General features: G+C 43.4%; 20 protein-coding genes and 1 riboswitch. Of the genes, 15 read left to right on the top strand and 5 right to left on the bottom strand.

Annotated features, from left to right (window positions below; translation table 11 throughout):
- Positions 1-75: 75 nt before the first annotated feature.
- Both ACFFLE_RS05030 and ACFFLE_RS05025 read right to left on the bottom strand, forming a co-directional pair.
- The gene (locus ACFFLE_RS05030; protein ID WP_380570058.1) at positions 76-747 is read right to left on the bottom strand and encodes an RluA family pseudouridine synthase; all 672 of its coding nucleotides are present in this window, start codon (positions 745-747) and stop codon (positions 76-78) included.
- Positions 748-910: 163 nt separating this feature from the next.
- The gene (locus tag ACFFLE_RS05025; protein ID WP_380570057.1) at positions 911-1222 is read right to left on the bottom strand and encodes a rhodanese-like domain-containing protein; all 312 of its coding nucleotides are present in this window, start codon (positions 1220-1222) and stop codon (positions 911-913) included.
- Positions 1223-1511: 289 nt separating this feature from the next.
- On the opposite strand from ACFFLE_RS05025, the gene ACFFLE_RS05020 reads away from it, so the two are divergent.
- From ACFFLE_RS05020 to ACFFLE_RS05005, 4 genes are all read left to right on the top strand, one after another.
- Positions 1512-2294, top strand: a complete 783-nt coding sequence (locus ACFFLE_RS05020; RefSeq protein WP_380570056.1) for a gluconate 2-dehydrogenase subunit 3 family protein — start codon at positions 1512-1514, stop codon at positions 2292-2294.
- Positions 2295-4046, top strand: coding sequence for a GMC family oxidoreductase (locus tag ACFFLE_RS05015; RefSeq protein ID WP_380570055.1), 1752 nt, complete (start codon positions 2295-2297; stop codon positions 4044-4046).
- Positions 4047-4415: 369 nt separating this feature from the next.
- Positions 4416-5141 carry an aggregation-promoting factor C-terminal-like domain-containing protein gene (locus ACFFLE_RS05010; RefSeq protein ID WP_380570054.1) on the top strand — a complete coding sequence of 242 codons (726 nt, stop codon included), beginning with the start codon at positions 4416-4418 and terminating at the stop codon, positions 5139-5141.
- 201 nt (positions 5142-5342) lie between these two features.
- Positions 5343-6002, top strand: a complete 660-nt coding sequence (locus ACFFLE_RS05005; RefSeq protein WP_344700720.1) for a metal-dependent transcriptional regulator — start codon at positions 5343-5345, stop codon at positions 6000-6002.
- A gap of 78 nt (positions 6003-6080) precedes the next feature.
- On the opposite strand, the gene ACFFLE_RS05000 is transcribed toward ACFFLE_RS05005, so the two are convergent.
- Both ACFFLE_RS05000 and ACFFLE_RS04995 read right to left on the bottom strand, forming a co-directional pair.
- A complete protein-coding gene (locus ACFFLE_RS05000; RefSeq protein WP_380570053.1) occupies positions 6081-7499 on the bottom strand; it encodes a polysaccharide deacetylase family protein in 1419 nt (472 codons plus the stop codon).
- 84 nt (positions 7500-7583) lie between these two features.
- Positions 7584-8174: a TetR/AcrR family transcriptional regulator gene (locus ACFFLE_RS04995; protein ID WP_380570052.1), complete on the bottom strand. Its 591-nt coding sequence runs from the start codon at positions 8172-8174 to the stop codon at positions 7584-7586.
- A 149-nt stretch (positions 8175-8323) separates the two neighbouring features.
- On the opposite strand from ACFFLE_RS04995, the gene ACFFLE_RS04990 reads away from it, so the two are divergent.
- From ACFFLE_RS04990 to thiE, 8 genes are all read left to right on the top strand, one after another.
- A complete protein-coding gene (locus tag ACFFLE_RS04990) occupies positions 8324-9976 on the top strand; it encodes a YhgE/Pip family protein (RefSeq protein WP_380570051.1) in 1653 nt (550 codons plus the stop codon).
- A 196-nt stretch (positions 9977-10172) separates the two neighbouring features.
- Positions 10173-10919: a metal ABC transporter ATP-binding protein gene (locus ACFFLE_RS04985; RefSeq protein ID WP_380570050.1), complete on the top strand. Its 747-nt coding sequence runs from the start codon at positions 10173-10175 to the stop codon at positions 10917-10919.
- Entirely contained in the window at positions 10916-11761 is an 846-nt protein-coding gene (locus tag ACFFLE_RS04980) for a metal ABC transporter permease (RefSeq protein ID WP_380570049.1), read from the top strand. The genes ACFFLE_RS04985 and ACFFLE_RS04980 overlap by 4 nt, the downstream gene beginning before the upstream one ends.
- A gap of 37 nt (positions 11762-11798) precedes the next feature.
- Positions 11799-12746 (top strand): metal ABC transporter solute-binding protein, Zn/Mn family, encoded by a 948-nt coding sequence (locus ACFFLE_RS04975; protein ID WP_380570048.1) that lies wholly within the window; start codon positions 11799-11801, stop codon positions 12744-12746.
- A gap of 164 nt (positions 12747-12910) precedes the next feature.
- A riboswitch (TPP riboswitch) is annotated at positions 12911-13010 on the top strand.
- A gap of 69 nt (positions 13011-13079) precedes the next feature.
- On the top strand, positions 13080-13766 hold the full coding sequence (tenA, locus tag ACFFLE_RS04970) for a thiaminase II (RefSeq protein ID WP_380570047.1): 687 nt from the start codon (positions 13080-13082) through the stop codon (positions 13764-13766).
- Positions 13759-14553: a bifunctional hydroxymethylpyrimidine kinase/phosphomethylpyrimidine kinase gene (gene thiD, locus ACFFLE_RS04965; RefSeq protein WP_380570046.1), complete on the top strand. Its 795-nt coding sequence runs from the start codon at positions 13759-13761 to the stop codon at positions 14551-14553. The genes tenA and thiD overlap by 8 nt, the downstream gene beginning before the upstream one ends.
- A 3-nt stretch (positions 14554-14556) precedes the next feature.
- Positions 14557-15342 (top strand): hydroxyethylthiazole kinase, encoded by a 786-nt coding sequence (thiM, locus tag ACFFLE_RS04960; RefSeq protein ID WP_380570045.1) that lies wholly within the window; start codon positions 14557-14559, stop codon positions 15340-15342.
- The gene (thiE, locus tag ACFFLE_RS04955) at positions 15339-15959 is read left to right on the top strand and encodes a thiamine phosphate synthase (protein ID WP_380570044.1); all 621 of its coding nucleotides are present in this window, start codon (positions 15339-15341) and stop codon (positions 15957-15959) included. Before thiM ends, thiE begins: the two co-directional genes overlap by 4 nt.
- 40 nt (positions 15960-15999) lie before the next feature.
- Here thiE and ACFFLE_RS04950 read toward each other — a convergent pair whose 3' ends face one another.
- Positions 16000-16473 carry a branched-chain amino acid transport system II carrier protein gene (locus tag ACFFLE_RS04950; protein ID WP_380570043.1) on the bottom strand — a complete coding sequence of 158 codons (474 nt, stop codon included), beginning with the start codon at positions 16471-16473 and terminating at the stop codon, positions 16000-16002.
- A 370-nt stretch (positions 16474-16843) separates the two neighbouring features.
- On the opposite strand from ACFFLE_RS04950, the gene ACFFLE_RS04945 reads away from it, so the two are divergent.
- The 3 genes from ACFFLE_RS04945 to ACFFLE_RS04935 all read left to right on the top strand — a co-directional run bounded on the left by ACFFLE_RS04945 (position 16844) and on the right by ACFFLE_RS04935 (position 20436).
- Positions 16844-18301 carry a flotillin family protein gene (locus ACFFLE_RS04945; RefSeq protein WP_380570042.1) on the top strand — a complete coding sequence of 486 codons (1458 nt, stop codon included), beginning with the start codon at positions 16844-16846 and terminating at the stop codon, positions 18299-18301.
- Positions 18302-18575: 274 nt separating this feature from the next.
- On the top strand, positions 18576-19616 hold the full coding sequence (locus ACFFLE_RS04940; RefSeq protein ID WP_380570041.1) for a quaternary amine ABC transporter ATP-binding protein: 1041 nt from the start codon (positions 18576-18578) through the stop codon (positions 19614-19616).
- Positions 19606-20436 carry an ABC transporter permease gene (locus ACFFLE_RS04935; RefSeq protein WP_380570040.1) on the top strand — a complete coding sequence of 277 codons (831 nt, stop codon included), beginning with the start codon at positions 19606-19608 and terminating at the stop codon, positions 20434-20436. Before ACFFLE_RS04940 ends, ACFFLE_RS04935 begins: the two co-directional genes overlap by 11 nt.
- Positions 20437-20438 lie beyond the last annotated feature (2 nt).

Below are 20438 nucleotides of genomic sequence, written 5' to 3'. Positions count from 1 at the left end.
GATTCCATCTAAACCCCCCCTTAAGTTAGTTTTTAACTTAAGGGGGGGTTTAGATGGGTTAGATACCTTCAGCATTCAAATGTAATACGACCAAGGGTATGTTTTCGGCGGTGGGCATTCAACGACGACCATTTCATCTTTTGTAGGGTGCTTCACACTCAATTTGGAAGCCCAAAGTGCTATTTGCTGACCTGGTTTATTTATATTTTGTCCGTATTTCTGATCACCATAAAGCGGTGTCCCTTGATTGGCTAACTGAACCCTTATCTGGTGGGGACGTCCTGTCTTCAATTCGATTTCAATCAGGCTGCCTTCTTCGTTGCTTTTTAGAACTTTGTAATCCATCACTGCCTGTTTAGCATCTTTTTTATCCGGCTTGACTACACTTACTATATTCTTTTTGCGGTCCTTCCAAAGATAATCGGTCAACCTTCCCCGGTTTTCAGGCAGATGTCCACGCGTTACAGCAACATACTTACGGTAGATCTGATGATTCCTCAGTGCTTCGGATAATCTTGAAGCGGCTTTTGAAGTCCTCGCAAACACAATCGCGCCTCCCACAGGGCGATCAAGCCTGTGTACCAGACCCAGATAGACGTCCCCCGGCTTGTTGTACTTTTCTTTAATGTACCCTTTTAATATATTCAGTAGATCCTCATCTTTCGAATCATCTCCCTGCACCAGTAGATTCACTGGCTTCTCAACAATAAGAAGATGATTATCTTCATACAGAACCTTAATATCCATACCCACACTCCCATTATTCTTATATGGCATTGATGCCGAATCATGCTTTTACACCGAGTAAGCCATGCCCCTCCAATGTACCATGCATTACTCAGATTACAATCCTGACTATTGTGGAATCATTCACTCGAGTATTAATTTAAGTGCCGATGCCAGTTTCTTATTATTGCGCTGTCACTTGCTTGCCCCGCCACTGGTTCATTCCCCCGCGTACATTTATTGCTTCTATACCTTTTTTCCTGAGAACTTTCGCCGCTTTCTTACTCCTCATGCCGGATTGGCAGATGATGTAGACTGGTTTTGAGTCATCTTTGTAATCAGATACTTTATTTAATGGCAGATTGATGGATTTTCTGATATGACCGGAGCGGTATTCCCCTGGAGTTCTTACATCGAGTAGCTTACTATTCCTTTGCAGTGCTTCAGCCAATTCTTCCGTGGAAACAGATTTTATTGGATTAAAGATTGAAAACATCTGTATCCCCCCTTTCTATTAAATATCATTATACCCTACCCGGTATTATTTTTACAACTGGCATCATTTTAAAAAACTGCTCTGGCAACTCAATTTGATGAACCATAGTTGTCTTAACATAAGTCTATCTATATTAACTGTGTCCCTACACTTAATCATTTCCTAATAGCCCGTCAATATATTGTTTTTTATTTTATTATGTTCATTGACATCATCAATTTTAAAGTTAGACTTAGAGTATGGATATGTTCAATTTATGTCTAAATAACCCTATGGAAGGAGAACGACTATGAGCGGCAATGATAATGAAAAGCAATTTTCAAGACGTGACTTTTTAAAGACCACCGGAGTATTTACCGGCGGAATCATTGGAGGTTCTTTACTCGGCGGGGTCGTTATGGATCAAACAGATCTATTCGATGATGAAGAAACCGCAACTTCCAATGAAACAACCGGATCCGATTCTGGTGCCGAAGATGGCAATGTGGCTGCGCGTACTTTCTTCAGCCGGAGTGAAGATTTCGAAACGTTGGCTGCAGCTACTGAGCGTATCTACCCTGAAGATGACAACGGTCCTGGGGCTATTGCCCTCGGCGTGCCTTACTTCATCGATCGCCAGATGAGTGGGTTCTACGGGCAGAACAGCCAAGATTACACAATGGGGCCTTTTAAACCGATGGCTTCAGACACACATGGACTTCAGGCAAAACTGATACGTGGGGACATATTCCTTTTCGGTTTGAGACGTCTGGATGAAGTAAGCAATGAAAAACATGATAAGGCGTTCCCGGATCTTGACGGAGCGGCACAAGATGAAATCCTGAAAAGTTTCGAAGCAGGGGATGTTGACATTAAAGGGGTAACTTCTGAATTCTTCTTTAACCTGCTCAGAAATATGACGATAGAAGGCGTCTATTCTGATCCTGCATATGGTGGCAATAAGGATATGCAAGGATGGAAAATGATCGAATATCCTGGACCCCGTATGGGTTGGACTAATGAAATAGAATCAAAAGAGTTCCAATCATTGGAGCCGGAAGCACTAAGGAAATATCAGGGAGGTGGCGTATAGATGGCCGAAAAGTTAGATAAGGTGGACGTCGTTGTAGTAGGTATGGGATGGGCCGGAGGCATCGTAAGCGCCGAGATGGCTAAAGCCGGGAAAAAGGTCGTAGCACTGGAAAAAGGTGCCGACAAAACCAGAGAAGATTATATTGGCGTCAAAGATGAACTGAGGTTTGATAACCGCTATCAAATAATGCAGGAACTCTCTGGCGACACCATCACTTCAAGAAATGAAATCGATGAAACCGCTCTGCCGGTACGCACGATGGAAGATATGCAGCTTGGAACTGGTGTCGGCGGAGCCAGTGTACACTGGGCTGGTGCCTCATACCGCTATTGGCCATATGAATTCGAAATACGGAGCCAGACGATTGACCGTTACGGTGAAGATAAAATTCCTGAAGATATGAATCTTCAGGATTGGGGCATTACTTATGATGAGATGGAGAAATACTACGAGAAGTGGGAATATACTGCCGGCATTTCAGGAGAGCAGGACCCAATGGCACCAGAGAGGAAAAAACCATGGCCAAATCCACCTCTAAAAGAAACACCTTCGCTGAAGCTTTTTAAGGATGCGGCAAAGAATCTCGGCTTACATCCTTTCCAGATTGCAGCAGGCAACCTCTCACAAAATTATGAGAATCCAGATGGGGAGCAGCTCAACGCCTGCATGTACTGTTCATTCTGTACACGGGCCGGGTGTGATTTCTCCGCTAAATCAGATCCTATCGCAACCGTAGTAAAAACTGCTTCAAGACATGATAACTTCGAACTGAGGACACGTGCGAATGTGCGCCGTGTACTGTACGATGATGATTCCAAGAAAGCAACTGGTGTCATGTATGTCGATGAAGCAACTGGTGACGAATATGAACAACCTGCAGATGTAGTCGTATTGGCAGCATTCGCATTTTCAAATAACCGTCTGCTGATGCTTTCCGATATTGGTGAACAATACGACCCCGAGACGAAAAAAGGGACGATCGGTCGTAATTTCAATGGCCAGTATAACTCTGCTTTCCATGGCGCACGTGGTTATTTCGAAAATGAGAAATTCAACCTTTATATGGGGGCCGGGGCACTCGGGGCTGCTGTAAACGATTATGCTGCAGATAACTTCGACCACTCGGACCTTGATTTCATCGGCGGCGGTGCCATTGAATTGAGGCAATATGGATTCGGAGCTATTTCAAGCAGTGGCCATGTACCGGGAGATACACCAAGCTGGGGAAAAGAGTACAAAGACAAATCACTCCATTATGCCTACCGCTCATTAGTAATATGGTATACAGCGATTACCATGTCCTACTGGCATAACTATCTCGATCTTGATCCAACATATAAAGATGAGTACGGTGACCCTCTCTTACGCGCTACTTACAAATTTGGCGATCAGGAAAGGAACATCGGTAAATTCGGTATCGAAAAATGTCACGAAATCATGGAAGAAATGGGTGCTGACATCATTGAAGATGGGGAAGTGCCAGATGAATTCGACCATGTATATTCCGGTGGACACTATACCGGCGGTGTCGTCATGGGCGATGACCCTGAAACATCTGCAGTAAATAACTATCTTCAGATGTGGGATGTAGATAACTTGTTCGTCGTGGGCGGATCTGCCTTCCCGCAGTTCGGCGGCCACCACCCGACACCTACCATCGGTGCATTGGCATATCGAGCAGCCGAAGGCATCGAAAAATATATGGAAGAAGGAGAACAACTTGCGACTGCAAGAGGCCGCAAGTATATCTGACCCTCCACGCCTTAAACTTTAGAGGGCGCCCTCAAACTGAATACAGATCATGTTATAATCCACATCCCGATGATGTGGATTATTTTTAATTTCAGACCAACTATCATCCAATTTTTCTATTTTCGGCTATAAAGTCCATTAAAAAGGGCAATATCGTATCTTTCGCATGATAATATTCAGAAATAATACAGTAAGATGTCAATATTACACTAACAGCCCTAAATTGTAATCTCCTTATTATTGGACTGTAACCCACTATCTTCTAATCCATGATATATTATTCACTGTCTTAGAAATAAACACCTTAATCTTGATGAACGCAACGGTAAGACTACGTTTAATATATACCTTTTTGGAGGATGAAATTTAATGAAGAAAACAATATTGACTACTACTATGGCACTTGGACTTGGAATCACTTCACTCGCTACTGGCCAATCTGCAGAAGCTTCTGCTCAGGACATCAACAAAGAAGAACTTGCGGCAATGGCTCAGAACGGCGCTGCTGAATTGAACAACGCTCCAATCCATGAAGGCGCATATGAGTATAACTTCACTCTTAACGGTGTGGACTACAACTTCGAGTCCAACGGTACACAGTACACTTGGTCTTATGGCAACTACGATAACAGCGTAAGCGTAGCACCTCAGCCAAAAGCACAGACTCAAGAGCCTGCACCAAAAGTAACTGAATCCTACGATACACAGGAAACAGTTCAAAACAATACTCAAGAGCAAGCACCTCAACAAACAGAAACTGTTGAAACTTCTACACCTGAACCTGTCCAAGAAACAGTTCAGACTCAAAAACAATCTGCTCCAAGCCCACAAGCATCTTCTAACGGTTCAGTAAAAGAGCAATTCCTTGCTGCCGGTGGTACACAAGCAATGTGGAGTAACATCGTTATGCCAGAATCAAGCGGTAACCCGAATGCAGTCAATCACCTCGGCTACAGAGGCCTAGGTCAAACAAAAGAACACTGGGGTACTGGATCTGTTGAAACACAGACAAAAGGCATGATCAACTACGCTCAAGAGCGCTACGGTTCTGTAGAAGCAGCTATGGCTTTCCGTCAGCAAAATAACTGGTGGTAGGATGTAAGCTAGCATATATCAACCCTTATCGTATGGATGATTTCCATGTGGTAAGGGTTTTTTCTTTCTTACGTTCCAATCTTGCGCTGTACATATAAACTTTGTCCTCACGTCATTTATAAACTATAATAATGGTCAGATGTTGTCATAAGACAAATACCAATATGCCTATTCCCAGCCCGGAATATAAGGAGAGTCGAGATGAGTCCTAAAAAAGAAGATTATATTAAAGCACTTTTCGATTTGGGTGGCCAGGTGACAAAAGTGTCTAACAAGGAAATAGCAGAGCGTTTGGGTACATCCCCGCCTACAGTCACGGAAATGATGGTCAGTCTTGAAAAAATAGGGTGGACCGAATATTTTCCTTATAAAGGCAGTCTATTGACTCCCGAAGGGGCTGAGCGTGCAAAACACCTTATCCATAAACATCGTCTATGGGAAGTGTTTCTTGTCGATAATCTGGGGTTTGAAATTGATGAAGTCCATGATGAAGCTGAAGTTTTGGAGCATGCCACCAGCAATATTCTAGCTGATCGTCTGGAGAGGTACCTTGGACACCCTGAATATTGCCCTCATGGAGGTGCCATTCCATTGAATTTGATAGACAATCAGGAACATCATATCTACCGTCTGTCAGAAGCTGGGGATGAAGAAACATTGTTTATTTCCAGAATAGTCAATGAAAGTGATCTCGTATCCTATTTTAAAAATAAAAAGCTGAATGTCGGGGATAAGTTGACAGTCATCAGCCGTGACTTAGCCAATGATTCACTGTTGGTCAAGAATCTAACCCAAGGGATTGATATAGAGCTAAGCAGTTCCGCTTCGCAGTATCTGTTCGTAGAACAATCTGATAGCTGATCATTCTTTTCCATTAATGAATAATAGGTAGATTAAAACCCCGCCGATATCAATTTATGATATCGGCGGGGTAATTTATTAGTCCAATTCTGAAACAGTTACAAATTCATATCCTTCAGAAGACAAATATTCCAAAATATCAGGCAGTGCTTGAGCCGTTGTTCCATGAATATCATGCATCAAAATAATAGCGTCATCATGCATGTTAACCCTTATTCTCTTCTCAATTATATTAGGGTCCTTATTTTTCCAGTCTTCCGTGTCTATCGTCCAAAGCACTGGCTCCATGTCGATGAAATTATTGATTTCCTCATTCGTACTTCCATACGGTGGTCTAAAGACCGTAGGCTTCAACCCTGTCGCCTGCATTATCAATTGATTGGTCCGGGATACTTCAATATCGATCTGTTTAAAGGAAAGTGTGGTGAAATCTGGATGGTTCATCGAATGGTTGCCGATCTCATGACCTCTCTCCGCTACCTCTTTCGCAACATCCATGTAATACTCTATCCTTTTACCTTGCATAAAGAATGTTGCTTTTGCATCATATTCATCAAGTGTATCGAGTATATTCAAAGTATGCTCTGGATGGGGTCCATCATCAAAAGTAAGTGCCACTTTCTTTGTCTGTTGATCAATCGCCCGTTCAGTATATACTTCCGCTTCCGTATCCCGTTGCTCCTGTGCGCCATCGTCTACGTTAGACGTCTCCAGAAATCGGGTGTATTCTTCCTTCACAAGATTTTGTGCTTGATCGAAAGGTATCTTTACCTCGATACTCCCCGCAGCACCCGCTGCTATCTCATACTCATTGAACGACAAACCTAATCCTTCTTTTGTTATATAAAGATTATTGAAGTCATTATCCGGGGCTTCGATCCATTTCTTCAATTCATCTTCAAATAGATAGAGACTCAAGTCTTCGTCTTCTTCTGCGTATTCAAGAATATAATCATAAAATAATTTTCTGTTTTCTGCAGTATCATCGAATATATCCTGGCCTTCTATTATTTCTTGGTCTTTTACATCAGCCATCATTATATTCTTCCTCGTTTCGCCATTGGCCCCATATGTAAACATATATGTAGTAAAGTCGAATGTATAAAGATTGTCATTTATGCGCTCAGTTTCATAGCTGAGGTTGAAAATTGCTTCCTGGCCTGAAGGCGGCACTTCAAAATCTTCAAGTTGTTTATTGAAATGGTTCCTCTCAGCTTCAATATATTGCTTGATTGCATCATCAATCGAATCAACAGCGGTTTCGGGATATTGCGTGCTGGCGTTCAATGTTTCAGTGTCTTCAATTTCAGTAATGATATCTATCCCTGGATAATTCGATTCTTCGATAGACTTAGATTCTTTTTGTTCTGTCTTTTCCGGATTATTCTCTTCTCCCTGGGAGCCTTTTACGGAACTTGTATTCTGCTCCATCTTTTCGGGGGACTGGCATGCTCCCAGTATAATGATAATGGTAATTAGATACATTAATTTCTTCAATTCAGTCACCTTTCGCCCCGGTACGGGCCTATATTTTTATCTGGCTATCGCTCGATTAGATCTTTGCTCATAATAAGAATCAGCTCATATATCAATTGCCTTAAACACGCCATTTATGGTGAATGTTTCAATTAGACCCGCCATCTCTTCGGTCGATTCCTGACAGTCATTTTTAAGCCATTTCAAAAAAATGCCCATATGAGCATTCGTCACATATGTTATCAAGTAATCCGTAAACCCCTCCGAGTTCAAATCGACACCGAACTCCTCACTCTTCACTTTATAGAAGTTATACATATGACGGGAAAAATACTTCGCAAACTCTGTGGTGCCCACACTGTTGGCTACCGTCAACACGCGTATTCGATTTTCCTCAAGGTACTCAAAAACTTTCACGATAGTCTCTTTAACCTGACTTTCCGCAATCTCGCTGAAACTCTCTCCTACAATGTTGCCATACAGTAATTCTTCGATGTCTGAAACAAGTGCAACCTGAAAACTCTCTATCAATTCATATTTGTCGCTGTAATGGCTATAGAAAGTTCCCCTGTTGATCATCGCTTCGTCACTTATATCTTTTATCGTGATATTTTCAAACGGCTTCTCTTTCAGTAGCCTGATGATGGCATCATCTATGCTCTGTAATGTTTTCTGTACCCTCAGATCTTTCTTCAAAAATACCCAACCTTTCCAGTCTTTATGTCGGTTATCCCACACAATGGATTATATTAACCATTGAACAATCAATAAAACAACATATAATACTTTATTGTACACAATGTTCATTAATTATATTTTAGCATAAATAATGGAAAGGTGATTCAATGTTTCAAGATTTTAAATTTATCTTCAAAAAACCAATGCTTCTAACTTCCCTTCTCGTCATCTCTTTATTGCCCGTCATATATGCATCCATCTTTCTCGGTGCCATGTGGAACCCCTATGATCGTACCGGTGATATGGCTTTCCATATCGTAAACGAAGATAAGGGTAACGAAGATATTGATCTAGGCATGGAAATAGAAGAGGAACTTAAGGAGAATAATCAGCTTGATTGGCAGTTCACCGACTTGGATGAGGCCAAAAAAGCACTGCAAAAAGGGGATTCGTACGGTTATCTGCAGATTCCTGAAGATGCCTCCGACAATGCAATGACTTTTTTGAGCGATGATCCGAAACCAGTGGATATGGTGTTGAAAACGAATCCAGGGCATAATTTCATCGGCTCGATAATGTCTGAACAGGCTGGTTCCATGCTGACGGATACTGTAAAAACGAGCATCACTGAAACTTATACATCCACACTCATCGGCCAACTGAATGACCTCTCGGAACAAAGTGATGAAGCCAAGCAGGCATTGGCTGACCTAAAAAATGGCGCCCATGATCTCAATGATGGATTGATCGAAGCTGAAGAAAGTACTGCCCAATTGAATCAGGGCGCTGCTGAGGTTAATGAGGGGGCCGGTCAGCTCAGTCAGTCGTCAAAAGCACTTCATGATGGTGAAACGCAGTTCACAGGACAATTGGAACAATTCTCACCGATCCTCGGCAACAACGCCCAGATGGTTTTAGGTGCACAAAGAGAACTAGAGGAAGGTGCAGGGCAAATCGAAGCGGGCAGCTCGCAGTTAACCCAAGGGGCTAGTGAGTTGAATTCCGGTTTATCACAGCTTGAGTCTGGCACAGGGGATTTGGTGGAAGGTTCGGGAGAACTTGCTGGTGCACTCGATGAAATTGATACAAGGTTCAATGAGGTTTTATCCCAGTTGGATGAAAATAATATTGCCTTTACGGAAGATGGTGCAAAAGCCATTGCCGCACCCGTTAATCTGGATCATGAAAGTATTGTAGATACCCAGAATTATGCCCAGAGCTTTGCGCCGCTCATCATTGCAGTAAGCTTGTTCATTGGCAGCATCACCTTCAATGTCGTCTACCCGATGAATAAGATTTTCGAAGACAGACAATCTGTACTACGCCAGTGGGTGAGCAGAATCTCACTGTTCCTTAGCCATGCGTTATTGATGTCGACGCTGTTATATATTGTTATAGTCTGGATTATGCAGATTGAAATCGCCAGCCACGGGAAATTCTTCCTGGCCATGCTGGTGTGGTCGACTGCCTCCATTGCAATGATTGGACTACTGGTCATGATTTTTGGGAATTTCGGAAAGTTTTTAGGCATCGTACTGCTCATCATCCAATTATCATCAAGTGCCGGTACTTTCCCGATAGAGACCTCAAGCGATTTCTACCAGGGACTCTATCAAGTGGTACCGATGGCCTTTGTAGTGACCGGTTTCAGGGATGCAGTATTCAATCAAGGATTCGATTATAATTTCAGTACGGTAATCTATGTATTGCTCACGACGATACTGGCAGCTTCCATCCTCATATCATTAGTCCTGCTATTGAAGAATAAAATGCCGAAGTATGAAGAAAAAATAAATAAACTAAGCAAATTTGAAAGTTGATTCTAGCAGGGGCCTACTAAATGCAGTAGGTCCCTTTTAATTTACTTGAATGACTGCAGTTTTGCATATCTTCAGTAATTTCATTTGTAAAATCCAAGAACTTTTGTTATAGTGAATTAAGTTTAGGGAGCCCTAACTTAGGGATCCCTAATATTCGCTATCCCATTGGGATATAAAGCAATAGGGGGATCACGTTTTGGAAGAGTCACTCGTCGTTAAAGATTTAACAGTTTCATATTCTAATAAAATCGCCATAAAAAACCTTGATATTTCTGTTGATTCGGGCAAGCTGATCGGCATCATCGGACCGAATGGTTCCGGAAAATCAACATTTGTAAAATCAGTCCTTGGTCTGGTGCCGAAAGATTCGGGGGAAGTACAGATATTTGGAAAATCCATCGATAAAATCCGCAAGAATATCGCCTATATTCCCCAAAGATCAAATATAGATTGGAATTTCCCAATCCTGGTCAAAGATACGGTAATACAAGGCACCTATCCCAAATTGGGCTTATTCAGCCGCCCTAAAGAGAAGGAAAAGACGAGAGCCATGGAGGCATTGAGAAAAGTTGGAATGGAAGAGTTTGCCGATAAACAGATAGGAGAACTTTCAGGTGGGCAACAGCAAAGGGTGTTCTTAGCAAGGAGTCTGGCCCAAAATGCAGATATATTCTTCATGGATGAGCCATTTGTCGGAATCGACATCCATAGCGAGGAAGTCATCATCAAAATTCTTAAGGAATTGAGGGACCAGGGAAAAACACTATTCGTCATCCACCATGATCTGACCAAAGTAAAAGATTATTTTGATGACTTGATCTTGGTGAATGGGGGATTGGTTGCTGCAGGACCGGTTTCTGAAGTATTCACGCCAGATCTGATGGAGAAAACCTTTAACGCACCATTAGCTGTCTTAAAGAACATGGGAGGTAAATTATCATGAGTTTTTTGAATGACCTATTGTTCTATGATTACCTCCAGAAAGCATTGATCACTTCAATAATGGTCGGCATCATATCTGGTGTAATTGGCAGTTTTATCGTACTGCGCGGCATGTCGCTGATGGGAGATGCCATTTCCCATGCAGTACTGCCTGGCATCGCCATTTCCTACATGTTGGGCATTTCTTATTTCTATGGGGCTGTAGTAGCAGGAGTGATTGCTGCAGTGGGGATAGGTGGCATCAGCCAAAACAGCAGGATCAAAACAGATGCTTCGATCGGAATAGTGTTCTCAACTGCTTTGGCCCTAGGGATCATACTGATTACAAAAGCGCAGAGTGCAACAGATCTGACGCAGATACTGTTCGGTAACGTCCTGCACGTCAGGACTTCTGATATGTGGATCACTGCAGGGGTCAGCCTTCTGGTCATTATCATCATCGTGGTCTTTTATAAAGAACTGCTCATTGCAACATTCGATGAGACGATGGCACGGGTTTATGGATTGAATACCCGCTTCATCCATTATGGTCTGATGGTACTATTGACACTTGTTGCAGTGGCGTCCCTGCAGACAGTCGGAGTGATACTTGTAGTCTCACTACTGATTACACCAGCTTCGACCGCCTATCTGCTGACGAACCGCCTATCCATCATGATTGTGCTATCTTCAATTTTTGGAGCCAGCGCTGCAGTGGTCGGCATCTATTACAGCTATATGCATGATCTGCCTTCCGGCCCGGTCATAGCCATCGCTTCAGCCATCCTCTTTGTATTGGTGCTGATCTTTTCTCCAAAACAAGGTGTGTTGTGGCCAAAGCTTCGCAAGATGAAAAAATCATAATTGATGATCCATTATAAATTTTTAGGAGAGATTAAACATGAAGAATAAGATTACTTATCTGATCGGCCTGTTGATGGTCGTACTAGTGTTGAATGCTTGTTCAAATGAAAGCAGTGCCGCGAGTGAAGCGAATGAGGATGAAAAATTGAAAGTGGTCACATCCTTTACGATTCTAGAAGATCTCGCCCGTGAGATTGGAGGCGAGGATGTCGACATCCATAACCTCGTACCGACCGGCACGGATCCCCATGAATATGAACCACTTCCTAAAGACATGAAAAAAGCCACTGACGCAGATATTCTTTTCTATAACGGCTTGAACCTTGAAGGTGGTGGAAATGGTTGGTTCTTTAAAATGATCGATTCCGTCAATCAAGACCCAGACGATGTCTACTCCCTATCAGACCGCATCGAACCAATGTACATCACTGATGAAGAGACCCAAGCAGAAGAAATCAACCCGCATGCTTTCATCAGTCCTAAAGTAGGGATAAAGATGGCAGAGGATATGCGTGACGCTTTCATTGAAAAAGACCCGGAAAGAAAAGAAAACTATGAGAAGCGGGCTGACGAATATCTTAAACGATTGAAAGATGTAGAAAGGGATTACCAGCAGAAGATAGATGACATTCCGAAAGAAGACCGGGTACTTGTTACAAGTGAACGCGCCTTCCAATATCTTGCCAGTGATTACGGTTTGAAGGAAGGGTATATATGGGCGATTGATACTGAAGATACAGGCTCACCCAACCAGATAAATTCACTTGTTTCATTCATTGAAGAAAATGATGTGCCTGTACTGTTCATCGAATCGAACGTCGATCCGCGTCCGATGGAGACCGTCTCCGATCAGACGGGCGTTCCTTTTTCCGAGAAACCGATCTATTCAGATGAAATCGGAAAACCAGGTGAAGAAGTGGACACCTACATCAAGTATCTGAATTACAACATCAATCTGATTCATGATGAATTAAGTGCCGAGTAAAAGACATGGCCGCACGGCCATGTCTTTTTTATGGCTGATGGACCCAGATGATTTCCTTATTGAATTTCCCGGGAAATTGTCGGCACACCTCGGCAGTCTGGTGGCTCAAGCTCCTATTTGACTTTAAGGGACGAGTCGGCTAACATGGGAATCAATTGAATACGCAACACCACTAGGGGTGCTTTTTAGCTGAGACGGTCACAGACCGATCCCTTTGACTTGATCTGGATAATGCCAGCGTAAGGAATGTGGGATGGTCGGACATATCCTGTCTTCATACTAAACCCATTTCCTACGCTGGAAATGGGTTTTTATCATTCTAATAGGAGGATTATGATGTTAAGTACACAACTGAAGCAGGATGCAGAGCAGTTTATTGACGAAATTTACGGGGATGATTTCATCCAAGGGCTCATAAATGAAGATATTTCTCACGCTTCACTCATCCACTATCTCCAGGCAGATGCATTATATCTTGAGGAATTTGCAAATATTTATGCCATGCTGATCTCGAAGACCACTTCCAAGGAAATGATGGAATATCTTCTCGAAGAGATGCGCTTCATACTTGGGGGAGAGGTCGAGGCACATGAAATTCTGGCAAGAGCTGTAGGGAGGCCATATGCAGAAATCATAGAGGATGGAGAATGGTATCCTTCTGCCGATCATTATATTAAACATATGTACTATAACGCCTATGCTAAGGAAAATATCGCATTCACACTAAGTGCCATGGCACCGTGCCCCTACATCTATCAAAAGTTGGCGGAAAAGGCGATGGCGCAAAACGTATTCCAAGAAAACCACCAATACCGGGGATGGTTCGAATTCTACAGTGGTAACATCGATGAGACGGCTGATGTGATGTTCAAAGCCATCGACAAAGAAGCGGGGAAAATGAATGATTATGAAATAGGCCTGCTGCGCAAAAATTTCAGGGAGAGTGCGGAGCATGAGAGGCGTTTCTTCAATATGGCGATGACAAGAGAACACTGGGCGGAGGTGGATATGAATGTCTAGAATGCCCATTGCATTGACGGTTGCAGGGACCGATCCGACTGGCGGCGCTGGTGTTTTGGCTGATATCAAAACCTTCCATTCACGGCAGGTTTTCGGAATGGCCGCAATCACCGCCCTGACCGCACAAAATACCATCGGCGTCCAAGATGTCCATAATATCCCGGGACAGTTTCTACAGGAACAATTGGACAGCATCTTTTCCGACGAAGTGCCAGACGCCATGAAAAGCGGCATGATTGCCAACGAAGAGATGATGACAGTCATAAAAGAGTGTGTTGAACACCACCAAGTCCCCTATATCATCGATCCGGTCATGATTGCCACAAGCGGTGATCCACTCATAGATGAAGATGCTGCTGAATTCCTCAGAACACAGCTTTTACCCCTTGCTTTGACCGTTACACCAAACATACATGAAGCAGAGAAGATCAGTGGCCAACAAATCAGCAGTGAGGGGGATATTAAGAAAGCTGCCGATATCTTCCTGAATGACATCGGGGTGCAGAGCGTTGTAATAACAGGCGGACATCTGGATTCAGGTCCTACAGACTATTTATTTACTGCAGACAATGCAATAGAACTCAGTGAAACGCGTATCGATACAACTAACACACATGGCACAGGATGCACATTTTCAGCAGTGATGACAGCAGAGTTGGCCAAGGGGAAATCGATCGAAGAAAGTTTCCGTACCGCTAAGCGCTATATCACTTCGGCAATCAGATATAACCCAAATATCGGAAAAGGTAATGGACCAGTCAGCCATTTCAGCTATAAAGGAGAGTAATTGATGGATAATATAAATAGACTCAGAGAGATGAACCCGCTTGTTGTCTGCATCACAAATGATGTCGTCAAAAACTTCACAGCTAATGGGCTACTTGCGATAGGCGCTTCGCCACTTGTAGGCGGGGAAGTCGCAGAAGCTTCAGATCTGATGAAATCTGCTTCTGCACTCCTCGTCAACATTGGTACTGCAGACCAATCCAAACTACAGGTCATGGATGAGATGATGAAGGAAGCAAACAGGAATAACGTGCCGATTGTATTTGACCCAGTTGGATTTGGTGCTTCACGCTTCAGGGTGGAGATTACAGAGCAGCTTTTATCACGCCACGAAGTGTCACTCATTAAGGGAAATGCTGGGGAAATGCATGCGCTGTCAGGGGCTGAAAGCAATATGAAGGGGGTCGACTCGAAAGAAGAGACTCCTGTCGAAGAAATTGCAGGCAAGGCCTATGATCGGTACAGGACCCCTGTACTTGTTACAGGCGCGCAAGACGCCCTCATGACTGGGAACGGAGTTTCGATAATGGATAGCGGCCATCCCCTGCAGGGAAGAGTGACGGGATCCGGCTGCCTCCTTGGTGCAATCATCTGTGCATTCCTTGGCACTTCAGACCGGTTCGATGATCAATCCGTCATTGATGCAGTCAGCTATTATAATCTATGCGCTGAAAAGGCGGCTTCGGCCCAGGAACATCCAACCCCAGGCACTTTTGCCACAAAGCTGATCGATGAGCTGTATTTGAATGATGACAACTTGCTCAAAGAACGGAAAGTGGTGGCCAGATGATGAATAAAAACGCACTTGAACTATATTTTATCTGTGGAAGTTCCAATACGGATGAGAACCTCCTCACTGTGGTTGAGAAAGCTTTGGACGCTGGTGTCACAATGTTCCAGCTCAGGGAAAAGGGGAGCAGAGCCTTGGAAGGCGCGGAACTGATGGAGGCAGCTTCTAAAATCAAAGAATTATGCAATAGCTATGAAGTTCCCTTCATCATTGATGATGATTACACATTGGCTGAAGAAATCGGAGCCGATGGGGTACACATTGGCCAGGATGATATCGAGCCCCAAAATCTCCCTCCCTATTTTGACGATAAGATCATCGGCCTATCTGTAGGTAACGCAGAAGAATTGGCATCAAGCAACCTTGAAAAAGTCAGTTATATAGGCACCGGCCCTGTCTATGCAACACTTTCAAAAGCGGATGCCGGCAAGGCCATTAAGCCGAAAGGACTGGCTGACATGAGACGCCTGATCGGCGATATGCCGATGGTGGCGATAGGCGGCATCACCCCGGACAATTACATGGCCTGTCTGGAAAATGGAGCCGATGGTATATGCATAATCTCTGCCATTGCAAACGCACCGGACATAAATGCTGCCGTAAATCGGTTCTTATGATGTTTAAAAATAATAGCTGAAGGTCCGTGCGGACCTTCAGCTATTTGATATCATCGTTGAACTGTATTGCAGGATTCCGTCTATTCCCACTGGCCGCCCTGCGTCTATATCGATCCACGCCATAGCCCGCCGCTCCTGCAACAAAGGCCGGAAGCATCCAGCCAAGACCTTGTTCGAAGAACGGCGTTTGACCAAGGAGGAAACCAACAGTTTCTGATTCAATGCCGACGCTGATCAACACCTCATAGCATGCATAGACGGCAGTCACGAATACTGCAGCCTGATGCATCTTCCTGCTTTCCCCCGTTACGCGCTCAACTAAAGAGAGTACTATCAGGACTATCGCAACCGGATAGATGAATGCCAGTAGGGGAACCGCAAGCTTTAAGATCAGGTCCAATCCCAAGTTCGATACTAGCAGGCCGATTAGAACGAAAATGCCCGCGTAGGTGGAATATGCAATACCAGGGTAGATCTCGATTTGATACTTAGAGGATGTCCGGGTTGCTGTCAAGTATTTGAAGCCGAGTCATTTCCCGTTAAAAAACGCCCCTGGAAAGGGACGAAACGATAGTCACTCTGCCATACTGTCCTGCATAGCCATATTGATGAAACTTGTTCAACTGACATGATTCTTTGGGCTCCATCGTGAAATTCTTTTCGGAGACATGCTACTTTTCGCATCCTTTACCTTCATCCATGACGTCGGTGTCATCCAACTTATATAATCTAGCAGAATCTTGTCAGAAAAGTCAATATTATCGCAACATATATATTTATCCTACTAAATTCAGATAATTCTAACCAATGTGCTTTACAATGATAAATACTTGTAATACTGTGATGTTGATACATAAATAATTTAATGAGATAGGAGCTTACATATGTTTAAATTGACTGGTACCTTGATTGCAGTAATTGCCATCATACTGATCGCCATCATAGCTGCCGTCGGATGGTATATCTTCATGAAAGCCAGATACCGCACTGTACCTTCCAACGAAGCGCTCATCGTTACAGGGCCAAACCTTGGAGATGAAGCAAAAGAAACCAACATCTATAAAGATGACCAGGGCCGCTATATGAAAGTCATCCGGGGAGGCGGGCATAGGCTCAAGATGTTCCAGACGGGCACAAAAGTCTCCCTTAAATCATTCCAGCTACAGATATCCACGCCAAAAGTCTACACTCTGGAAGGAGTCGGGATATATGGTCAGGCGGTTGCGACTGTAAAAGTGGCTGATGACCTGGACGGCATCGTCAAATACGCCGAGCAGTTCCTTGGAAAGGAACAGGAAGAAATCGAGCACGAAATCTCTGAAGTACTGAACTCCAACCTCCGCGCCATCCTGTCGAAGATGACTGTCGAACAGATCAATAAGGACCGTGAAAGCTTCAACGAACAGGTCCGCGAGATTGCGCAGGATCAGTTGAACCGGATGGGCTTCAAAATCACGTCTCTTGGTCTATCCGACCTGAGGGATGATGAGAATTATCTTGAAAACCTCGGGCGTCCTCAAATCGCCCGGATCAGAAAAGAAGCTGAGATTGCAGAATCCGAAAACAGACGTGAAACTGAAATACAACAAGCCAAAGATAATGAAACCATTTCCAATGAACAGTATAAAAGAGAAATGAACATAGCGGACAGCCGCAAAGAGAAAGATCTGAAGGAAGCAAGAAACTTGGCTGAAACAGAGAAGGCGAATGCTTCTGCTAAAGCCTCCGGCCAACTTGAAGAAGAAGAAAGACGTCTCGAAGTGGAACAGCAGCGGCTCGAAATCCGTGAACAGGAAAAACAGAATGAATTGAAACTGTTGAAACTGGAACGGGAAAATGACGTTGAAATCGAGAGACAACAGGTTGAAGTGAGGAGGCAACAGGCTGAGGCAGATTACTATACACGGACCAAAGAAGCTGAGGCTAGGGCCGAGGCCCGCATCGCAGAAGGTAACGCCGAAGCACAAGTCATAAGGGAGAAAAGTCTCGCGGAAGCCGAAGCAATCGAGCGCCGTGCCAAAGCGATGTCTGAACATAAAGATGTCATCATCCTGGAACAGTTCATCAAAATAATGCCTGAATTCGCCAGAGCAGTCAGTGAATCCATGAGCAACGTAGAATCCATACGCATAATGGACAGCGGAGGTGGTGAACAGCTGAAATCATTGCCGAATACCGTCACGGGTACAATGGCTAAACTTCAGGAAAGTATGGGCCAGATGACTGGATTCGATCTGGATCATTTCCTGAATAATCTATCCGATGGCAAATCACAGATATTAGATGACAATGGTGAAAGTGACGAGGAACCGAATTCAGAAGATGTGAACGATACCCAATAGACCTTAATAAAGGTAATTTTCCCCGACATTTGTACACACAATTTCAGATAGAAAGGTCAGAAATCTTAATTATAGAGACTTCTGACCTTTTTTATTAATCTGTTAAAAATCATGATCGATACTCGATATATACTTACTCTATGCAACCTACTATTTTTTATTACAGACATATCTTATGGGAAGTAGATTTGATTTAGCTGAATCTCTATGATACGTTTAAGAATGTACTAGTTTTAAAGTATTGAAATAAAGTCAAGTGTAAGGACTGAGTTTTTTGAGCGTAATAGAAATCAAGAACGTCACTAAAGTATTTGGTACATATGACGAGGAAGTACAAGAATTATTGCATAATAATTCATCAAAAGATGAAATCATTAAAAAAACTGGTGCTACAGTTGCAGTCAAGTCAGCAAATCTAAGCATCGAAGCAGGAGAAGTCTTTGTTGTCATGGGACTATCCGGTAGTGGGAAATCCACCTTGATCAGGCTGATCAACCGATTGATTGATCCTACTGAGGGGGATCTTTTGATTAAAGATAAAAACGTTGCGCAGCTGAGCCCGAGTGAGTTGAGGGATTTCAGAAGGTCGAACCTGAGTATGGTTTTTCAAAATTTTGCGCTTTTCCCTTTTAAAAACATCTTGGAGAATGCGGCATTCGGACTTGAAGTCCGAAAGTTCCCAAAGAAGCAGAGGCGAGAAAAGGCAGAAGAGGCTTTGAATCTGGTAGGACTAGGAAATTATAAAAAACAGTTGCCGAATCAACTTTCCGGCGGTATGCAGCAACGTGTCGGATTGGCTAGAGCACTGGCCAATGACACGGATATCCTGCTTATGGACGAAGCATTTTCGGCCCTCGATCCTCTCATCAGAAAAGAGATGCAGCAAGAGCTATTGCAGCTTCAGCAAAAAATGCAGAAGACGATAGTATTCATCACTCATGATCTCGACGAGGCTTTGAGCATAGGTGATCGCATCGCACTGATGAAAGATGGAGAAATAGCACAAGTCGGGAAACCTGAAGAAATCGTCACAAACCCAGCAAATGATTACGTCAAATCTTTCGTTAAGGACATTGATCGTTCGAAAGTCCTCAAAGTAAAGCATGTCATGGAGCATACTGATGAAGAAAACCGTTCTGCTGATCTTCCTTCCATAAATTCTGAAGCCTTGCTTTATGAAACATATCCATTGTTCAAAGACGGAGTGCATGAGCTGACAGTGGAAGAGAATGGACAGAGCATCGGTATTTTGGAGTTCAATAAAGTATTTGAAGTATTGGCTCAAGGAAATGAGGTGGAAGACAATGCTGGATAATCTCCCTCGTCTCCCAGTAGCCCAGTGGGCATCAGATTTTGTCGATTGGCTCACCAGTTCCTTCAGCTTCGTATTCGATCCAGTCAAAGAATTTCTGGAAGGATTGATGGAGTGGATCATTCAAATATTGGAATTCTTCCCTCCTACATTATTTATAATCATAGTAATGGCACTTGCATTTATATTTATGAAGAATAAGATACTCTCTCCTATTCTAATTGGGGTTGGTCTTCTATTCATATATAACCAAGGATTATGGGCAAACTTGATTGACACTATGACCTTAGTTATCATAAGTGGCTTGATATCGGTAATTTTGGGCATTCCTTTAGGTATACTGATGTCTAAAAGTACTGGTTTCGAAACGGTCATGAAACCAATTTTGGACTTTATGCAGACAATGCCCGCTTTCGTATATTTGATTCCTGCAGTTGCGTTTTTCGGAATTGGCATGGTGCCGGGAGTGTTCGCTTCCGTCATTTTTTCAGCACCCCCTACAATTCGTCTGACGAACTTGGGAATCAGGCAGATATCTGCTGAGCTCATTGAAGCAAGTGATTCATTTGGCACCACCCCGATGCAGAAACTGATCAAAGTGCAATTGCCTTTGGCAAGCTCTTCAATCATGGCCGGGGTGAACCAGACGATCATGCTGGCACTTTCAATGGTGGTCATCGCTTCCATGATTGGTGCGCCGGGGTTAGGAACAGAAGTATTGAGTTCCCTACAAAGGGCTCAAGTAGGTACTGGATTTGTTGCTGGATTGGGAATCGTTATATTAGCGATTATTATAGATAGATTTACTCAATCAAAAAAATAATT

The organism is Salinicoccus siamensis, assembly GCF_042429615.1.
Taxonomy (GTDB): Bacteria; Bacillota; Bacilli; order Staphylococcales; family Salinicoccaceae; genus Salinicoccus; species Salinicoccus siamensis.
Note: the sequence above shows the minus strand (reverse complement) of the source record. Positions and strands in the feature narration are given on the sequence as shown.

What these genes read in the sequence shown, in the direction of transcription:
- ACFFLE_RS05030 (WP_380570058.1), bottom strand. Translation starts at nt 747, where the DNA reads ATGGATATTAAGGTTCTGTATGAAGATAATCATCTTCTTATTGTTGAG.
- ACFFLE_RS05025 (WP_380570057.1), bottom strand. Translation starts at nt 1,222, where the DNA reads ATGTTTTCAATCTTTAATCCAATAAAATCTGTTTCCACGGAAGAATTG.
- ACFFLE_RS05020 (WP_380570056.1), top strand. Translation starts at nt 1,512, where the DNA reads ATGAGCGGCAATGATAATGAAAAGCAATTTTCAAGACGTGACTTTTTA.
- ACFFLE_RS05015 (WP_380570055.1), top strand. Translation starts at nt 2,295, where the DNA reads ATGGCCGAAAAGTTAGATAAGGTGGACGTCGTTGTAGTAGGTATGGGA.
- ACFFLE_RS05010 (WP_380570054.1), top strand. Translation starts at nt 4,416, where the DNA reads ATGAAGAAAACAATATTGACTACTACTATGGCACTTGGACTTGGAATC.
- ACFFLE_RS05005 (WP_344700720.1), top strand. Translation starts at nt 5,343, where the DNA reads ATGAGTCCTAAAAAAGAAGATTATATTAAAGCACTTTTCGATTTGGGT.
- ACFFLE_RS04990 (WP_380570051.1), top strand. Translation starts at nt 8,324, where the DNA reads ATGTTTCAAGATTTTAAATTTATCTTCAAAAAACCAATGCTTCTAACT.
- ACFFLE_RS04980 (WP_380570049.1), top strand. Translation starts at nt 10,916, where the DNA reads ATGAGTTTTTTGAATGACCTATTGTTCTATGATTACCTCCAGAAAGCA.
- ACFFLE_RS04975 (WP_380570048.1), top strand. Translation starts at nt 11,799, where the DNA reads ATGAAGAATAAGATTACTTATCTGATCGGCCTGTTGATGGTCGTACTA.
- tenA (WP_380570047.1), top strand. Translation starts at nt 13,080, where the DNA reads ATGATGTTAAGTACACAACTGAAGCAGGATGCAGAGCAGTTTATTGAC.
- thiD (WP_380570046.1), top strand. Translation starts at nt 13,759, where the DNA reads ATGTCTAGAATGCCCATTGCATTGACGGTTGCAGGGACCGATCCGACT.
- thiM (WP_380570045.1), top strand. Translation starts at nt 14,557, where the DNA reads ATGGATAATATAAATAGACTCAGAGAGATGAACCCGCTTGTTGTCTGC.
- thiE (WP_380570044.1), top strand. Translation starts at nt 15,339, where the DNA reads ATGATGAATAAAAACGCACTTGAACTATATTTTATCTGTGGAAGTTCC.
- ACFFLE_RS04945 (WP_380570042.1), top strand. Translation starts at nt 16,844, where the DNA reads ATGTTTAAATTGACTGGTACCTTGATTGCAGTAATTGCCATCATACTG.
- ACFFLE_RS04935 (WP_380570040.1), top strand. Translation starts at nt 19,606, where the DNA reads ATGCTGGATAATCTCCCTCGTCTCCCAGTAGCCCAGTGGGCATCAGAT.